Source organism: Streptomyces sp. NBRC 110028 (genome assembly GCF_001417735.1).
Classification (GTDB): domain Bacteria; phylum Actinomycetota; class Actinomycetes; order Streptomycetales; family Streptomycetaceae; genus Streptomyces.
In genome coordinates, this window is sequence record NZ_BBUZ01000029.1 from 186,209 (window position 1) to 202,314 (window position 16,106).

Annotated in this window: 14 protein-coding genes; 12 read left to right on the plus strand and 2 right to left on the minus strand. The window is 69.8% G+C overall.

Going from position 1 to position 16,106, the window contains the following annotated elements:
• Positions 1-9 precede the first annotated feature (9 nt).
• The 10 genes from pafA (at position 10) to ASC60_RS21525 (ending at position 10,053) form a co-directional block, all read left to right on the plus strand.
• Positions 10-1,371 (plus strand): Pup--protein ligase, encoded by a 1,362-nt coding sequence (gene pafA, locus ASC60_RS21480; protein WP_055553407.1) that lies wholly within the window; start codon positions 10-12, stop codon positions 1,369-1,371.
• Positions 1,372-1,498: 127 nt separating this feature from the next.
• Positions 1,499-2,494, plus strand: a complete 996-nt coding sequence (locus tag ASC60_RS21485; protein ID WP_055553409.1) for an FKBP-type peptidyl-prolyl cis-trans isomerase — start codon at positions 1,499-1,501, stop codon at positions 2,492-2,494.
• A 39-nt stretch (positions 2,495-2,533) separates the two neighbouring features.
• Positions 2,534-2,908 (plus strand): FKBP-type peptidyl-prolyl cis-trans isomerase, encoded by a 375-nt coding sequence (locus ASC60_RS21490; protein WP_055553411.1) that lies wholly within the window; start codon positions 2,534-2,536, stop codon positions 2,906-2,908.
• 165 nt (positions 2,909-3,073) lie between these two features.
• Complete coding sequence (locus ASC60_RS21495) at positions 3,074-4,051, plus strand: YafY family protein (RefSeq protein WP_055553413.1); 978 nt, start codon at positions 3,074-3,076, stop codon at positions 4,049-4,051.
• A 20-nt stretch (positions 4,052-4,071) separates the two neighbouring features.
• A complete protein-coding gene (locus tag ASC60_RS21500; RefSeq protein WP_055553415.1) occupies positions 4,072-5,031 on the plus strand; it encodes a YafY family protein in 960 nt (319 codons plus the stop codon).
• Positions 5,032-5,056: 25 nt separating this feature from the next.
• Positions 5,057-5,320, plus strand: coding sequence for a hypothetical protein (locus ASC60_RS21505; RefSeq protein ID WP_055553417.1), 264 nt, complete (start codon positions 5,057-5,059; stop codon positions 5,318-5,320).
• 49 nt (positions 5,321-5,369) lie between these two features.
• Positions 5,370-5,594: a hypothetical protein gene (locus tag ASC60_RS21510; RefSeq protein ID WP_055553419.1), complete on the plus strand. Its 225-nt coding sequence runs from the start codon at positions 5,370-5,372 to the stop codon at positions 5,592-5,594.
• A gap of 213 nt (positions 5,595-5,807) precedes the next feature.
• Positions 5,808-6,095 carry a Sec-independent protein translocase subunit TatA gene (gene tatA, locus ASC60_RS21515; RefSeq protein ID WP_055553420.1) on the plus strand — a complete coding sequence of 96 codons (288 nt, stop codon included), beginning with the start codon at positions 5,808-5,810 and terminating at the stop codon, positions 6,093-6,095.
• A gap of 62 nt (positions 6,096-6,157) precedes the next feature.
• Positions 6,158-7,123, plus strand: a complete 966-nt coding sequence (gene tatC / locus ASC60_RS21520; protein ID WP_055553422.1) for a twin-arginine translocase subunit TatC — start codon at positions 6,158-6,160, stop codon at positions 7,121-7,123.
• A 104-nt stretch (positions 7,124-7,227) separates the two neighbouring features.
• Complete coding sequence (locus ASC60_RS21525) at positions 7,228-10,053, plus strand: RNA helicase (RefSeq protein ID WP_055553424.1); 2,826 nt, start codon at positions 7,228-7,230, stop codon at positions 10,051-10,053.
• 149 nt (positions 10,054-10,202) lie between these two features.
• Here ASC60_RS21525 and ASC60_RS21530 read toward each other — a convergent pair whose 3' ends face one another.
• The gene (locus ASC60_RS21530) at positions 10,203-11,078 is read right to left on the minus strand and encodes a siderophore-interacting protein (protein WP_055553426.1); all 876 of its coding nucleotides are present in this window, start codon (positions 11,076-11,078) and stop codon (positions 10,203-10,205) included.
• Positions 11,079-11,125: 47 nt separating this feature from the next.
• Positions 11,126-12,037 (minus strand): 5'-3' exonuclease, encoded by a 912-nt coding sequence (locus ASC60_RS21535; RefSeq protein WP_055553428.1) that lies wholly within the window; start codon positions 12,035-12,037, stop codon positions 11,126-11,128.
• A 233-nt stretch (positions 12,038-12,270) separates the two neighbouring features.
• Here ASC60_RS21535 and ASC60_RS21540 point away from each other — a divergent pair, with 233 nt between their 5' ends.
• Both ASC60_RS21540 and ASC60_RS21545 read left to right on the plus strand, forming a co-directional pair.
• Entirely contained in the window at positions 12,271-13,419 is a 1,149-nt protein-coding gene (locus ASC60_RS21540; RefSeq protein WP_055553430.1) for a glycine betaine/L-proline ABC transporter ATP-binding protein, read from the plus strand.
• Positions 13,412-16,033 carry an ABC transporter permease/substrate binding protein gene (locus tag ASC60_RS21545; protein WP_055553432.1) on the plus strand — a complete coding sequence of 874 codons (2,622 nt, stop codon included), beginning with the start codon at positions 13,412-13,414 and terminating at the stop codon, positions 16,031-16,033. The genes ASC60_RS21540 and ASC60_RS21545 overlap by 8 nt, the downstream gene beginning before the upstream one ends.
• Positions 16,034-16,106 lie beyond the last annotated feature (73 nt).

Genomic DNA, 16,106 nt, shown 5'->3' on the forward strand with positions numbered 1-16,106 from the left:
TGTTCAGGCATGGACCGCCGCATTTTCGGGCTGGAGAACGAGTACGGCGTCACGTGCACATTCAGGGGACAGCGCCGGTTGTCTCCTGACGAAGTGGCGCGGTACCTCTTCCGCCGTGTCGTCTCGTGGGGCCGTAGCAGCAATGTCTTTTTGCGCAACGGTGCCCGCCTCTATCTCGACGTGGGCTCGCACCCGGAATACGCCACACCCGAGTGCGACAACGTGACCGAGCTGGTCACCCACGACAAGGCCGGCGAGCGCATTCTCGAAGGTCTGCTCGTCGACGCCGAGCGCCGCCTGCACGAGGAGGGAATCGCGGGCGACGTCTATCTCTTCAAGAACAACACCGACTCGGCGGGCAACTCCTACGGCTGCCACGAGAACTATCTGGTGGCCCGGCACGGGGAGTTCTCCCGGCTCGCCGACATTCTCATCCCGTTCCTGGTGACGCGGCAGCTGCTGTGCGGGGCGGGCAAGGTGCTGCAGACCCCGCGTGGCGCGGTCTACTGCGTCAGCCAGCGCGCCGAGCACATCTGGGAGGGCGTCAGCTCGGCGACGACCCGCTCCCGGCCGATCATCAACACCCGCGACGAGCCGCACGCCGACGCCGAGCGCTACCGGCGGCTGCACGTCATCGTGGGCGACTCCAACATGTCCGAGACCACGATGCTGCTCAAGGTCGGCGCCACCGACCTGGTGCTCCGCATGATCGAGGCGGGCACCGTGATGCGTGACCTGACCCTGGAGAACCCGATCCGGGCGATCCGCGAGGTCAGCCACGACATCACCGGGCAGCGCAAGGTGCGGCTCGCCAGCGGGCGCGAGGCCTCCGCCCTGGAGGTGCAGCAGGAGTACTACGAGAAGGCCGTCGACTTCTGCGAGCGCAGGGGCATCCGCACCGGCACCGTCGAGCGGGTGCTGGAGCTGTGGGGCCGCACCCTGGAGGCGATCCGCACCGAGGAGCTGGACCGGATCGGCACCGAGATCGACTGGGTGATGAAGTACCAGCTCATCGAGCGGTACCGGGCGAAGAACAACATCACCATGTCCCATCCGCGGATCGCCCAGATGGACCTCGCCTACCACGACATCCACCGCCGCCGGGGGCTGTACTACCTGCTGGAGAAGCGCGGCCAGGCGGCCCGGGTGTGCAACGACCTGAAGATCTTCGAGGGCAAGTCGGTGCCCCCGCAGACCACCCGCGCCCGGCTGCGCGGTGACTTCATCCGCCGCGCCCAGGAGCAGCGCCGGGACTTCACCGTGGACTGGGTGCACCTGAAGCTCAATGACCAGGCACAGCGCACCGTGCTGTGCAAGGACCCGTTCCGTTCGGTCGACGACCGGGTGGAGAAACTCATCGCCGGTATGTAGACGGCCGCCTGAGTCGGCGTACGGCTTATGAATGACGCGGGCCCCGTGCGTTTCTCGGACGGGGCCCGCGTCACGCCGTAAAGTGGCGCGCATTGGCCATCGCAAGATCTACCAAACGAGGACCGACGTGCGCCGACGCTCCGTACTCCTTGCCGTGCCCGCGGGCCTGCTCACGCTCGCGGGCTGCGGTGACGACGAGTCAGGATCCGACAAGGCCAAGCCGTCCCAGGAGCCGACCGGGCAGACGCCCTCACCGGCCCCCAGCGGGAAGATCGTGAGCGGGCCGGTGCCGGAGATCACCGGTGGCAAGGAGTTCGGCCAGAAGCCGAAGGTCGCCAAGGGCAGCGGGAAGCCGTCCTCCGATCTCGCCGTCAAGACGGTGATCAAGGGCGATGGGCGGAAGACGGTCAAGGGCGACTACGTCCAGGTGCACTACCTCGCCCAGATCTGGAACACCGGCAAGGTCGTGGACAACACCTACGACAAGAAGCAGACGGCCGCGTTCCCGATCGGCAAGGGCCAGGTGCTCCCGGGCTGGGACCAGGGGCTGGTGGGCCGCACCGTCGGCAGCCGGCTGGAGCTGGCCGTCCCGCCCGCGTACGCGTACGGCAAGCAGGGTCAGCCGCAGGCGGGCATCAAGGGCACGGACACCCTGGTCTTCGTCATCGACCTCAAGGGCGCCTTCGACGCCAAGAGCTCCGCCAAGGGCAAGAAGGTGGCGCAGAGCAACATCGACCTGCCCAAGGTGACCGACAACACCGACGGCAAGGCGCCCACCATCACCGTCCCGAAGAAGGACGCGCCGAAGAAGCTCGTCTCCGAGTACGTCATCGAGGGCGACGGCCCCGAGGTCACGGCCAAGGACGCGCTGCTGGTGCAGTACAAGGGCGTGCTGTGGGACGGCGGCAAGGAGTTCGACTCCACCTACAAGCGGGGCGAGCTGGCCCAGTTCTCCCTGCAGCAGGTCGTCAAGGGCTGGTCTCAGGGGCTCACGGGCAAGAAGGCCGGGAGCCGGGTGCTGATCGTCGTGCCCCCGGACCTGGGCTACGGGAAGAAGGCCCAGAAGGGCATCCCGGCCAACTCCACCCTGGTCTTCACCGTCGACATCCTGGCCGTTCTGTAGGGTGTGCGGGTTGCCCACAACGTAACGAGGAGCAATTTCGTGAGCATCGACAAGCCCGAGGTCGACTTCCCGGGCGGCGAGCCGCCGGCGGATCTGGAGATCAAGGACATCTGGGAGGGCGACGGGCCCGCCGCCAAGGCCGGCGACAACATCGCCGTCCACTACGTGGGCGTGGCCTTCTCCACCGGTGAGGAGTTCGACGCGAGCTACAACCGCGGCACCCCGCTGCGCATCCAGCTCGGTGTCGGCCAGGTCATCTCCGGCTGGGACCAGGGCCTGCAGGGCATGAAGGTCGGCGGTCGCCGCCAGCTGATCATCCCGCCGCACCTGGCCTACGGCGACCGTGGCGCCGGCGGCGGCCGGATCAAGCCGGGCGAGTCGCTGATCTTCGTGTGTGACCTGGTCTCCGTCTGAGACCCCACGTACCGCACGGCGAGTGAGCTGAGGCGCGCCGGAGGCGAACGAGCCTCAAAGGTCAAAGCCGGGGGGTCCCCGCCTGTGGGCGGGGGCCCTCGGCTTTTGCGGTGCGTGCCCGGAGCGGTACGGTCACGGTCGTAAGGTCAAGAAGAAAGGGCGTCGATGGCGATTGCCAAGGCCGAGCGGCTGATGAATCTGGCGCTGTGCCTGCTGGGAACCCGGCGTCCGCTGACCAAACGGGAGTTGCGGGGCTCCATAGAGGCGTACCTGGAGGGGGCGAGCGGGCCCGGCGCCGCGGGTGACGAGGCGTTCAACCGCATGTTCGAGCGCGACAAGGACGATCTGCGCGAACTCGGCCTGGTCATCGAGACGGTGGAGGGCCTGGACGGCGAAGTCGGCTACCTCGCCCGCCGCGACAGCAACCGCCTCCCCCCGATCACCCTGGACGCCGAGGAGGCCGCCGCTCTCGGCCTGGCGGCCAAGGTCTGGCAGCAGGCCCGGCTCGCGGGCGCCGCGAGCGGCGCGCTGCAGAAGCTGCGCGCCGCCGGGATGCCGGTCGCTGAGGACCCGTACGACACCCAGCCGCAGAGCGCGCTGCAGCCGCACATCCCGGTCCACGAGGCCGCGTTCGAGCCGCTGATGCTCGCCTGCCGCGACCGCCGCCCGGTCGTCTTCGACTACCGCAAGTCCAACGCCGCGCGCCCCGAGCAGCGCCAGGTCGAGCCGTGGACGCTGGAGTGCTGGCGCGGCCACTGGTACCTCGCCGGATGGGACCGCGGGCGGTCCGCCGAGCGCGTCTTCCGGCTCTCCCGGATCACCGGCCGGGTGCGGCTGCGCTCCGGCGCGTACACCGCCGAGGTGCCCGACCACTCCACCGTGCGGGAGACCGTGGAGAGCTGGGCGGGGGAGACCGCCACCGGCACCGCCCGGATCAGGGTGCGGGCCGGGCACGGCTATCCGCTGCGCGCGAAGGCGCTCACCACCAGCGCCGGGGACGACGGCTGGGACGAGCTGGAGATTCCGTACGGACACGGGCTGGATGCCTGGCTCGTGGAATTCGGCCCGGACGTGGTCGTACTGGCGCCCGACGAGCTGCGGGCGGATGTCGTCGAGCGGCTGCGCGCCGTGGCCAAGGGCTGAGGGGACGGAACGACTTCATCATGGCCGGAAACGCCATTGACCAGACTCGCCGGATGCTGTCCTTGGTGACGTACCTGCGGGAGCGCCCCGGGGCCCGCGTCGCCGAGGTCGCCCGCGCGTTCGGCATCAGCGAGGACGAGCTGATCGCCGACCTCGATGTGCTGCCGCTGTGCGGCACCAGCTTCCGCGGCGGGGACCTGCTGGACATCGACACCGACGGCGAGCGCATCTGGTGGCACAACCCCGACGACGTCGCCGAGCCGCTGCGGCTGGCCGCCGACGAGGCCACCGCGCTGCTCGTCGCCGCCCGCGCGGTCGCCACCCTGCCCGGCCTGCGCGAGAGCGACCGGGAGGCGCTGCTGCGGGCCACCGCCAAGCTGGAGGCCGCGGCGGGCGAGGTGGCGGGCGCCAGCTCCCGGCTGTCGGTCACCTTCGAGTCCGAGGGCGGCGTCTTCGCCGACGTCGACCGGGCCATCTCCGAGCGCCGCAGGCTGTGGCTGCGCTACTACTCGCCCGCGCGCGACGAGGTCACCGAGCGCGAGGTCGACCCGATCCGGCTGTTCGCCGTCGGCCACACCTATATGGAGGCCTGGTGCCGGCTGTCGGAGGCCCGCCGCACCTTCCGGCTCGACCGGGTCGTGGAGATCAAGCTGCTGGACGAGGCGTCCGACCCGCCCCCCATCGAGCTGCGCGACCTCTCCGATCCGTCCACCGGGCTGGTGCAGACCGGCGCCGAGGACCCGGAGGTGGTCGTCGAGGTCGGTCCGGGCGGGCGCTGGGTCGCCGAGTACTACCCACACGAGCGCGCGGAGGAGCTGCCCGACGGGGCCCTGCGGATCACGCTGCGCGCCCCCGACCCCGGCAGCTTGCGGCGGCTGGCGCTGCGGCTCGGCAGGGACGGCCGGATCGTCGCACCGCAGGGGCTCGCGGACAGTGCCAGGGACGCGGCGCGGCAGGCGCTTGCGGCATATGGCGAGTGACGGCTTCGGTGAGTGACGGCTCGCGGTGAGTGAAGGGACGCACACAGTGACCGCTGGGGGGAATCCCACCTCGGTGATCTTCAAGGCAGCCTGCCCGGAGTGCCGGGGCCGGTTCGAGCTGGCCGCCGGGGCGCTGCGGCTGGCGATCGGGGCCAGTGACCGCACCACCTTCTACTCCTTCACCTGTCCCGACTGCGGCAGCGCGGTGCGCAAGCCCGCGGGGGAGCGGATCGTGGAGCTGCTCACCGGCGGCGGGGTGCGCACCCTGCGGCTGCACTCGACCGTCTGACGCCGGGCCGACCGCCGATCGGGCACCGCGGTCCCGATAGGCTCGTTCCATGCTCTGGCCGATGCTCGCCCTCGCCCTCGCCTTCTGCGGAATCGCCGTCCTCGCCGTGCTCTCGTTGCGGGTCTACGCCGAGGTGCGCCGGCTGGCCCGGCAGGTATCGGACAGCTCCGCCCGGATCACCCGGGCCGCCGAGGACCTGGAGCGGGCCACGGAACCGCTGAGTGCGCAGGTGGGAGCGGTGCGCCGGGACGGGAGCGCTGCGCACGGCCACTGATCGACGGCGCCCTGCTGCGTCACGGACGAGCGGGGTACGCTGGCTGGTCGTGGCCCTGGAATCGAGGCGGAGGGCCGCAACCAGGCGTCTGCATGGGGATTGCCCTGTATTTACCCCTGCGCGCTACGATCGCTGACAGCACGGCTGCCGGACTTTTGTCCGAACGGTCGGCAGCCCCACCCCCCAGCCGCCTCGGTGAGAAGGTAGACGAATATGTTCGGAAGGCTCGGCGCTACCGAGATCATCCTCATCCTGATCATTGTTCTGCTGCTGTTCGGCGCGAAGAAGCTCCCCGACATGGCGCGCTCGCTGGGTAAGTCGGCCCGCATCCTCAAGAGCGAGGCCAAGGCGATGAAGTCGGAAGGCAAGCAGGACCAGGACGCCCCGGCGGACCCGCCGCACCCCGGCCAGGACCAGGCCCACCGCACCATCCAGGCCGCTCCGGGCGATGTCTCCAGCTCCCGTCCGGTGGCCGAACCGAGCGACACCACCAAGCGCTGACCCGGGCCCACTTGGCGGCGGCGCCGACGGCCGCCGTTCGACGCACGAGATGAGGACGTGGGTTGCTCAAGTCTGCCCGCAACAAGAAGGAGAAGGACCCTGAGGGGCGGATGCCCCTCGCGGACCACTTGCGCGAGTTGCGCAACCGATTGATGAAATCGGTCCTGGCGATCTGTGTGATCACGATTGTCGCGATGTTCTTCTACAAGGACATCGTCGACTTCCTGATGAAACCGGTCCTGGATTCCGTCGGCTGCCCGGACGGTGCCCGGCTGTCCCAGCTGGCCAACCACGACGCCAAGAAGCAGTGCGCCTACTTCACCGTGAACGGTCTGCTGTCGCCGTTCACGATCATGCTGAAGGTCTCCTTCACCACCGGCCTGGTGCTGGCCACCCCGGTCTGGCTGTACCAGCTGTGGGCGTTCCTCGCGCCCGGTCTGCACCGCAACGAGAAGAAGTACGGACTCTTCTTCGTGGGCCTCGGCGTGCCGCTGTTCGTCGGCGGTGCCTTCTTCGCCTACAAGATCCTGCCGACCAGCGCCAAGGTCCTGCTCGACTTCACGCCCGGCGGGGCCAACAATCTGCTCCCGCTGGACGACTTCCTCGATCTGCTCGCCCGCATGATCGTCGTCTTCGGTCTGGCGTTCGAACTCCCGCTGCTGCTGATCCTGCTGAACTTCACCGGCATCCTCAGCGGCCGCCGGATGCTCGGCTGGTGGCGGGCCATGATCATGGGCATCACGGTCTTCGGCGCCGTGGCCACCCCCAGCACCGACCCGATCGGCATGTTCGCCCTCGCCGGACCGGTCACCGTGCTCTACTTCGGCGCGGTCGGAGTCGCCCTCGTCAACGACCGCCGCCGGGCGCGGCGCCGGGCCGCCGACCCCGACTTCGGCCTGAGCGACGACGAGGCGTCGAGCCTGGATCTGATGCCGGAGGCCATCGAGGAGACCGAGCGCGTCGGCGCGGGCGAGCTGACGGCCGGTGACGACCCGGCGCGGCGCAACGGGTACGACGACGTCACGTAGGCGTCCGCCGGCGGATGTCCGGGGCCCTCCCGGGGCCCCGGACCCCCATCCCGCCGTAAAGATCGCGTGCGTTGTCGGAGGTGGCCGGTAGTCTCGTACATACGATGACCGACGAGCTGACTCCCGCCGAGCGCTATGCGGCGGCCCGCGTCCGGGCCGCCGAGCAGGCCACCGCGCTGGCCCCCTTCCGCGAGATGTACGCCTTCGCCCTGGACCCGTTCCAGATCGAGGCGTGCCAGGCCCTCGAGGCCGGCAAGGGTGTGCTGGTCGCCGCCCCCACCGGCTCGGGCAAGACCATCGTGGGCGAGTTCGCCGTCCACCTGGCGCTGACCCAGGGCCGCAAATGCTTCTACACCACGCCCATCAAGGCGCTGTCCAACCAGAAGTACACCGACCTCGTCAAGCGCTACGGCGCCGACAAGGTCGGCCTGCTCACCGGCGACAACAGCGTCAATTCCGAGGCCCCGGTGGTCGTCATGACCACCGAGGTGCTGCGCAACATGCTCTATGCGGGCTCCCAGTCGCTGGTCGGCCTCGGCTATGTGGTGATGGACGAGGTGCACTACCTCTCCGACCGCTTCCGCGGCGCCGTCTGGGAGGAGGTCATCATCCACCTCCCCGCGTCGGTGACGCTCGTCTCACTGTCCGCGACGGTCTCCAACGCCGAGGAGTTCGGCGACTGGCTGGACACCGTCCGCGGCGACACCGAGGTGATCGTCTCCGAGCACCGCCCGGTGCCGCTGTGGCAGCACGTGCTGGCCGGGCGCCGGATGTACGACCTCTTCGAGGAGAAGAGCGGGCAGGACGGTGACCAGTCCGGCCGCCGCGAGGTCAATCCCGACCTCGTCCGGCTGGCCCGGATGGAGAACAGCCGCCCCGCCTTCGGCCGCGACAAGCGCCGGGGGCGGAACAACATGCGGGAGGCCGACCGGGAGCGCGAGCGCCGCCAGCGCAGCCGGATCTGGACCCCGGGCAGGGCCGAGGTCATCGACCGGCTCGACGCCGAGGGGCTGTTGCCCGCCATCACCTTCATCTTCAGCCGGGCGGGCTGCGAATCGGCCGTCCAGCAGTGCCTGTACGCGGGCCTGCGGCTCAACGACGACGCGGCGCGCGCCCAGGTGCGGGCGATAGTCGAGGAGCGCACCGCGGGCATCCCCGACGAAGACCTCCATGTCCTGGGGTATTTCGAGTGGCTGGAGGGCCTGGAGCGGGGCATCGCGGCCCACCACGCCGGAATGCTCCCCACCTTCAAGGAGGTCGTCGAGGAGCTGTTCGTCCGCGGCCTGGTCAAGGCGGTCTTCGCCACCGAGACCCTGGCGCTGGGCATCAACATGCCAGCCCGCTCGGTGGTGTTGGAGAAGCTCGTCAAGTGGAACGGCGAGCAGCACGCCGACATCACCCCCGGCGAGTACACCCAGTTGACCGGGCGGGCGGGGCGGCGCGGCATCGACGTCGAGGGCCACGCGGTGGTGCTGTGGCAGCGCGCCATGGACCCGGCCGCCCTCGCGGGCCTGGCCGGCACGCGCACGTATCCGCTGCGCTCGTCCTTCAAGCCCTCGTACAACATGGCGGTCAACCTGGTCTCCCAGTTCGGCCGACACCGCTCGCGGGAGCTGCTGGAGACCTCCTTCGCCCAGTTCCAGGCCGACAAGGCGGTCGTCGGGATCTCCCGTCAGGTGCAGCGCAACGAGGAGGGGCTGGAGGGCTACCGCGCCTCCATGACCTGCCACCTCGGTGACTTCGACGAGTACGCGCGGCTGCGCCGCGAGCTGAAGGACCGTGAGACCGAGCTGGCCCGGCAGGGCGCCGCGCAGCGCCGCGCGGCCGCCGCGGTGGCGCTGGAGAAGCTCCGCCCGGGTGATGTCATCCACGTGCCCACCGGAAAGTTCGCCGGGCTCGCCCTGGTGCTGGACCCGGGGCTGGCCGCCGGGCGGGCGGACCGCCACCGCGGCTTCGAGCACCACGACGGGCCGCGCCCGCTGGTGCTCACCGCCGAGCGCCAGGTCAAGCGGCTGGCCTCGATCGACTTCCCGGTGCCGGTCGAGCCGCTGGACCGGATGCGGATCCCCAAGTCGTTCAATCCGCGCAGCCCGCAGTCCCGCAGGGACCTGGCCTCCGCGCTGCGCACCAAGGCCGGTCACCACGATGCGCGGCGGCACCGCAAGGAGCGGTCGCACGCGGCCGACGACACCGAGATCGCCCGGCTGCGCGCCGCGATCCGCGCCCACCCCTGTCACGGCTGCTCCGACCGCGAGGACCACGCCCGCTGGGGCGAGCGCTACCACCGCCTGCTGCGCGACACCCGCCAGCTGGAGCGGCGCATCGAGGGGCGTACGAACACCATCGCCCGCACCTTCGACCGGATCTGCGCCCTGCTGTCGGAGCTGGACTATCTGCGCGGTGACGAGGTCACGGACGTCGGCAAGCGGCTGGCCCGGCTCTACGGCGAGCTGGACCTGCTGGCCAGCGAATGCCTACGGGAAGGCGTGTGGGAGGGGCTGAAGCCCGCCGAGCTGGCGGCGTGCGCCTCGGCGCTGGTGTACGAGTCCCGGGCGGCAGACGACGCGCTGCCGCCCAAGCTCCCCACCGGGCCCGCCAAGGAGGCGCTGGGCGAGATGGTCCGTATCTGGGGCCGGTTGGACGCCCTGGAGGAGGATCACAGGATCAACCAGGCGGAGGGGGTCGGCCAGCGCGAACCGGACCTGGGCTTCGCCTGGGCCGCCTACCGCTGGGCGTCCGGCCACGGTCTTGACGAGCTGCTGCGGGAAGTGGACATGCCCGCCGGTGACTTCGTGCGCTGGTGCAAGCAGCTGATCGACGTGCTGGGCCAGATCGCGGCGGCGGCCCCGGACGGCACGGTGGCGCGCAGCGCCCGCAAGGCGGTCGACGGGCTGCTGCGCGGGGTCGTGGCGTACTCCTCCGTCGGCTGAGGCCGAGCGCGGTATCACGAGGGGCGGGGCCCCCGGCCGCAGATCCCGTGGGTGCCCCGCGGGCGTTCGCGGGTCCTCGAAAAGCCAAGGGGGCGGGTGCGCGGCCTCAGCCGTCCACCCGCCCGCCGTCCGCGCGCGCCCGCGGTGCCCTACGCCGCGGCCTCGGGCCTCAGGCCCTCCTGCTCGGCCTCCACCTGCTGGTTCCACTCCCGCTTCGACGCCTGCCAGCCGTCCTCGTTATGACCGCGCCGCCAGTAGCCGGAGATGGACAGCCACTCGCGCGGCACCTCGCGCTCCAGCCGCAGATGGCGGCGCATCTCCTTCACGAAGCCCGCCTCGCCGTGCACGAACGCCTGCACCTGACCGGCCGGGAAGTCCAGCCCGCGGACGGCCGCCACCAGCGCCTCGCCGACCGGCGCGGCGCCCCGGTGCAGCCACACCACCTCGGCCCCGTCCGGAACGGCCAGTTTGTGCTCCTCCTCGGGGCCCGCGACCTCGATGAAGGCGCGCACCGGAGGCGTGTCCGCGCCCTGCGGCCGGTGGGTCAGCCGCTCCAGCGCGGCGGCGATCGCGGGCAGGGCGCTCTCGTCACCGGCGAGCAGATGCCAGTCGGCGTCCTCGCGCGGGGCGTAGGCGCCGCCCGGCCCCCGGAAGTAGATCTCCTCGCCGGGCCGCACCCGCGCCGCCCACGGCCCGGCCAGGCCCTCGTCGCCGTGGACCACGAAATCGAGCGTCAGCTCGCGGGCGGCCGGGTCCCAGGCGCGCACCGTGTACGTACGGGTGACCGGCCACTGCTCGCGCGGGAACTCCTCCCGGATCCGCTCCAGGTCGAACGGCTCGGGATAGGCCACGCCCTCGATGGGGAAGAACAGCTTGACGTAGTGATCGGTCCATTCACCGGCGCTGAAATCGGCGAGACCGTCGCCACCGAGCACCACCCGCACCATATGAGGGGTCAGCCGGTCGGTGCGCACCACCTGGGCACGGTAGGGCCGCGGACGTGTACGAGCCGGACGGTCTGCCATGGCGGCCTCCTTGATCGACAACAGTTAGGTTAAGCTAACCTAACACTTTATCCCTCAAGTGTGGAGAGCAGCCGCCGGAGGGATCCACCCAGACCCCAGCGCTCCGCGAGCGCGTCCACCGCGCGCGGGTCGCGCGGCGCCCGCGGTACGGCGGCGTCGAACGGGGGCAGCGGAACGTCCGAGGCGACCCGGACGACCTTCGGGGCGACCGCGAGATACGGCCGTGCCTCGTCCAGCCGCTTGCGCTGCGCGGGGGTCAGCTTCGACCCCGGATCGTCGACCGCGGCCATGATCCCGGCCAGATCGCCATGGGCGGCCAGCAGCTTGGCGGCGGTCTTCTCGCCGACCCCGGGGACGCCCGGCAGTCCGTCGCTCGGATCGCCGCGCAGCAGCGCCAGGTCCGCGTACCCCCCGCCGTCCACGCCGTACTTCTCGCGCAGCAGGGCCTCGTCCACCAGCTGCAGCGTGCCAACCCCCTTGACCGGGTAGAGCACCCGCGCCCGGCGCTCGTCGCTGACCAGCTGGAAGAGGTCGCGGTCGCCGGTGACGATGTCGACCGGCCCGGCCGCGCGCCCGGCCAGCGTGCCGATCACGTCGTCCGCCTCGTAGCCCGCGGAGCCCACCCGGGCGATGCCGATCGCGTCCAGCACTGCGTCGATCACCGGGACCTGGGGCGAGAGGGTGTCCGGAACCTCCTCCTGGTCGACCCCGGCCCCCTCCGGGGCCTCCTCGGCGACCCGGTGCGCCTTGTAGGTGGGGATCAGCTCGACCCGCCAGGCGGGCCGCCAGTCGAAGTCCATGCACGCCACCAGATCGTCCGGCCGGTGGTCCTGGACGAGTCGGGCGATGAAGTCGAGCAGTCCGCGTACGGCGTTCACCGGAGTGCCGTCCGGGGCCCTGACCGAATCGGGCACCCCGAAATAGGCACGGAAGTACAGAGAAGCGGTGTCGAGAAGCATCAGGCGTCGGGTCACGACTCGATGATGCCGCATGCCGGTGACAGCCTCGGACTGGGATTGTGAGCTGGGTCACCGTATGGTTTACGCCATGAAGAAAGGGGCAGGCGCGCCCCCGGAGCGAAGCCCTTGAGTGATTCAGCTATTGCGTAAGGCGTGCGGTCCGGTGCCGTACTGTTCCACGACCTGCCGACGGGGGTGGCGGGTCGTTTTTTGGTGCGATCTGAGAGGTATATGTGTCCAAACTGCGAGCCGAACACCTCTACAAGGTGTTCGGCAGAAGACCCGATGAGGCGGTAGCCGATCTCGAGGGCGGTGCGGACCGCGAAAAACTGCGAGCGGAGGGCACGACGGCCGCGGTCGTCGACGCCACCTTCGCGGTCGAGGCGGGTCAGACATTCGTCGTCATGGGTCTGTCCGGGTCCGGGAAGTCCACGCTGCTGCGCATGCTGAACGGGCTGCTGGAGCCGACCGCCGGACGCGTCCTCTTCGATGACGACGACCTCACCGCGCTCAGCCCGCGCGAGCTGCGCCAGGTGCGCTCCCACAAGATCAGCATGGTCTTCCAGCACTTCGCCCTCTTCCCGCACCGCAGCGTCCTGGAGAACGCCGCGTACGGTCTGGAGGTCCAGGGCATACCGCGCGAGGAGCGCGACAAGCGCGCCACCGAGGCCCTGGAGATGGTCGGCCTGGCCGGCTGGGAGAAGTCCTGGCCCGACGAGCTGTCCGGCGGTATGCAGCAGCGCGTCGGCCTCGCCCGCGCCCTGGCCACCGACGCCGACGTGCTGCTGATGGACGAGTCCTTCAGCGCGCTCGACCCGCTGATCCGCCGCGATATGCAGGACCAGCTGGTCCAGCTGCAGAAGCGGCTCAAGAAGACCATCGTCTTCATCACCCATGACCTCAACGAGGCCATGCGGCTCGGCGACCGCATCGCCGTCATGCGCGACGGCCGGATCGTCCAGATCGGCTCCGCCGAGGACATCCTGGTCACCCCGGCCAACGACTACGTCGCCTCCTTCACCAAGGACGTCGACCGCAGCCGGGTGCTCACCGCCGGGGCGATCATGTCGGACCCCGCCGATGTGCTGGGCACCACCGCTGACGACGGCACGCCGCTGCGCACCGCGCAGGACGTGCTGGACGCCGCCCCCGCCACCGTCGGCACCGACACCCCGATCGCCGAGCTGTTCACCCCTTGCTCGCGCAGCGCTGCCGCGGTCGCGGTGACCGACGGCGACGGCGCCCTCGTCGGCGTCGTCCCCCGCGCCCGGCTGCTCGCCGTCCTCGGCGACGGGGACACCGGCGGCGACGGCGCGACGCCGACGTCATCCGGCAGCCCGGACGCGCCCGAGTCCGCGAAGAAGGTGATCTCCGGTGCCTAGGCTCGAACTCGGCGACTGGATCAATTCCGGCGTCAACTGGCTCCGTGACAACCTGAGCTGGCTCTTCGACTTCATCTCCTCCGTCGTGCAGGGCATGTACGACGGGGTGAACTCGGTGCTCAGCGCGCCCGAGCCGCTGCTGTTCGCGGGCATCCTCGCGGTGCTCGCCTGGTGGCTGCGCGGTCTGCTGCCCGCCGTCCTCGCCTTCCTCGGCTTCGCGCTCATCGATTCGATCGAGCTGTGGGGCGAGGCGATGAACACCCTCGCGCTGGTGCTGGTCGCCGGTGTGATCACCATCGTGTTCGCGGTACCGCTGGGCATCTGGGCGTCCCGTAACCGCGGGGTGAGCGCGTCGATCCGCCCGGTGCTGGACTTCATGCAGACGATGCCCGCCTTCGTCTATCTGATCCCCGGCATCTTCTTCTTCGGCCTCGGGGTGGTCCCCGGTGTCGTCGCGACCGTCATCTTCTCGATGCCCCCGGGCGTCCGCATGACGGAGCTGGGCATCCGCCAGGTCGACGCCGAGCTGGTGGAGGCGGCCGACGCCTTCGGCACCCATCCGCGCCGCACCCTGATGCGCGTCCAGCTGCCGCTGGCCCTGCCCACCATCATGGCGGGCGTCAACCAGGTGATCATGCTGGCGCTGTCCATGGTCGTGATCGCCGGCATGGTCGGCGCCGAGGGCCTGGGCTCCACCGTCTTCCAGGCGATCAGCTCCGTCGACGTGGCCATGGGCTTCGAAGGCGGTATCGCGGTGGTCATCCTGGCCATGTACCTGGACCGGATGACCAGTGCGCTCAATCAGCGCGTCTCCCCGCTCGCCCGCCGCGCGCTGGCGAAGGAGAAGGCCAAGGCGCTCACCGGTTCCCGGGTGCTCCACTGGCGGCCCGCTACCTCGGTCGCCATGGTCGGCGTGGTCGTCCTGGCCCTGGTTGCCGGCGGCATGAAGATGTTCGGCGGCAACGAGAGCGGTCCGGCCGTCTCCGCCAACGTCGGCAAGGGCCAGTCGGTCAACCTCGGCTACATCAACTGGGACGAGGGCGTCGCCTCCACCTTCCTGTGGAAGGAGCTGCTGGAGGAGCGCGGCTTCAAGCCGAAGGTGCAGTCGTACGACGTCGGCGCCCTGTGGACCGGCATGGCCGCGGGCAACATCGACCTGCAGACCGACGCCTGGCTCCCGGCCACCCACGCCACGTACTGGGCGAAGTACAAGGACAAGCTGGAAGACCTCGGCTCCTGGTACGACAAGACCTCGCTGGAGGTCGCCGTGCCCTCGTACGTCAAGGGCGTGAAGTCCCTCGACGACCTGAAGACCAAGTCCGGCCTCTTCAAGAAGCAGATCACCGGCATCGAGCCCGGCGCCGGTGAGATGAAGCTGATGCAGGACAAGGTCATGCCGGGCTACGGCCTGAACAAGGACTACACCCTGGTCAAGGGCTCCACCGCGGCGATGCTGGCCCAGCTGGACCGCGCGTACCAGAAGAAGGAGCCGATCGCGGTCACCCTGTGGTCCCCGCACTGGGCGTACGACAAGTACAAGCTCACCAAGCTGAAGGACCCCAAGGGCGCCTTCGGCAAGGGCGACCACATCAACACGATCGCGCGCAAGGGCTTCTCCCAGAAGAACCCGCAGATCGCCAAGTGGATGAAGAACTTCAAGCTGAGCGAGAAGCAGCTCACCAGCCTGGAGGCGGCCATCCAGGACGCCGGTAAGGGCAAGGAGCAGCAGGGCGTGCGCGCCTGGCTGAAGGACAACCCGGGGGTGGCGAACAAGCTCGCCCCGGTGCCCGGCAGTGCCCAGCAGAAGGGCAAGGACGCGGGGGCCGCCCCGCAGATCGGCTACTTCCCGTGGGACGAGGACATCGCGACCACGTACCTGTGGAAGAACGTCCTGGAGAAGCGCGGCTACAAGCCGGAGATCAAGCAGTACGACGTCGGTTCCATGTTCACCGGGATGAGCACCGGTCAGGTCGACGTGGAGTTCGACGGCTGGCTGCCGGTCGCGCAGAAACAGTATTGGGACAAGTACAAGAAGAACCTGGTCGACGTCGGGTCGTGGTACGACAAGACCTCTCTTGAGATCGCCGTGCCGTCCTACGTCAAGGACGTGAAGTCCCTGGCCGACCTCAAGGGGAAGGCCGACCTCTTCAAGGGCAGGATCGTCGGCATCGAACCGGGCACCGGTGAGATGAAGCTCCTCAAGGGCACGGTTCTGAAGGAGTACGGCCTGGACAAGGAGTACAAGGTCTCCGACGGTTCCTCCCCGGCGATGCTGGCGCAGCTGGAGCGCAGTTACGCCAAGAAGGAGCCGGTGGCCGTCGTCCTGTGGACCCCGCACTGGGCGTACAGCAAGTACAAGCTCACCAAGCTCGCGGACCCGAAGAAGGCCTTCGGGGCGAACAACCAGCTCCACACGCTCGCCAACAAGTCCTTCCCGAAGAAGTTCCCGGAGTTCAACGGGTGGCTGAAGAAGTGGCACATGACGGAGAAGGAGCTCGCGACGCTCGAGCAGGCCGTGCAGGACGCGGGTAAGGGCAACGAGGAGAAGGGCGTCCAGAAGTGGATCGACGCCCACCCCGGCATCGTCGACAAGATGGCGCCGGTCACCCCCTGACCCCCGCCCCACCGTGGTGACATCCGCCGCCGCGGTCCGGAGCCTCACCGCTCCGGACCGCGGCGGCGGTCTT

Excerpts from the sequence above, each read along its gene's own strand:
- pafA (WP_055553407.1), top strand. The coding sequence starts at position 10 with ATGGACCGCCGCATTTTCGGGCTGGAGAACGAGTACGGCGTCACGTGC.
- ASC60_RS21495 (WP_055553413.1), top strand. The coding sequence starts at position 3,074 with ATGGCGATTGCCAAGGCCGAGCGGCTGATGAATCTGGCGCTGTGCCTG.
- ASC60_RS21500 (WP_055553415.1), top strand. The coding sequence starts at position 4,072 with ATGGCCGGAAACGCCATTGACCAGACTCGCCGGATGCTGTCCTTGGTG.
- ASC60_RS21510 (WP_055553419.1), top strand. The coding sequence starts at position 5,370 with ATGCTCTGGCCGATGCTCGCCCTCGCCCTCGCCTTCTGCGGAATCGCC.
- tatA (WP_055553420.1), top strand. The coding sequence starts at position 5,808 with ATGTTCGGAAGGCTCGGCGCTACCGAGATCATCCTCATCCTGATCATT.
- ASC60_RS21525 (WP_055553424.1), top strand. The coding sequence starts at position 7,228 with ATGACCGACGAGCTGACTCCCGCCGAGCGCTATGCGGCGGCCCGCGTC.
- ASC60_RS21530 (WP_055553426.1), bottom strand. The coding sequence starts at position 11,078 with ATGGCAGACCGTCCGGCTCGTACACGTCCGCGGCCCTACCGTGCCCAG.
- ASC60_RS21535 (WP_055553428.1), bottom strand. The coding sequence starts at position 12,037 with ATGCTTCTCGACACCGCTTCTCTGTACTTCCGTGCCTATTTCGGGGTG.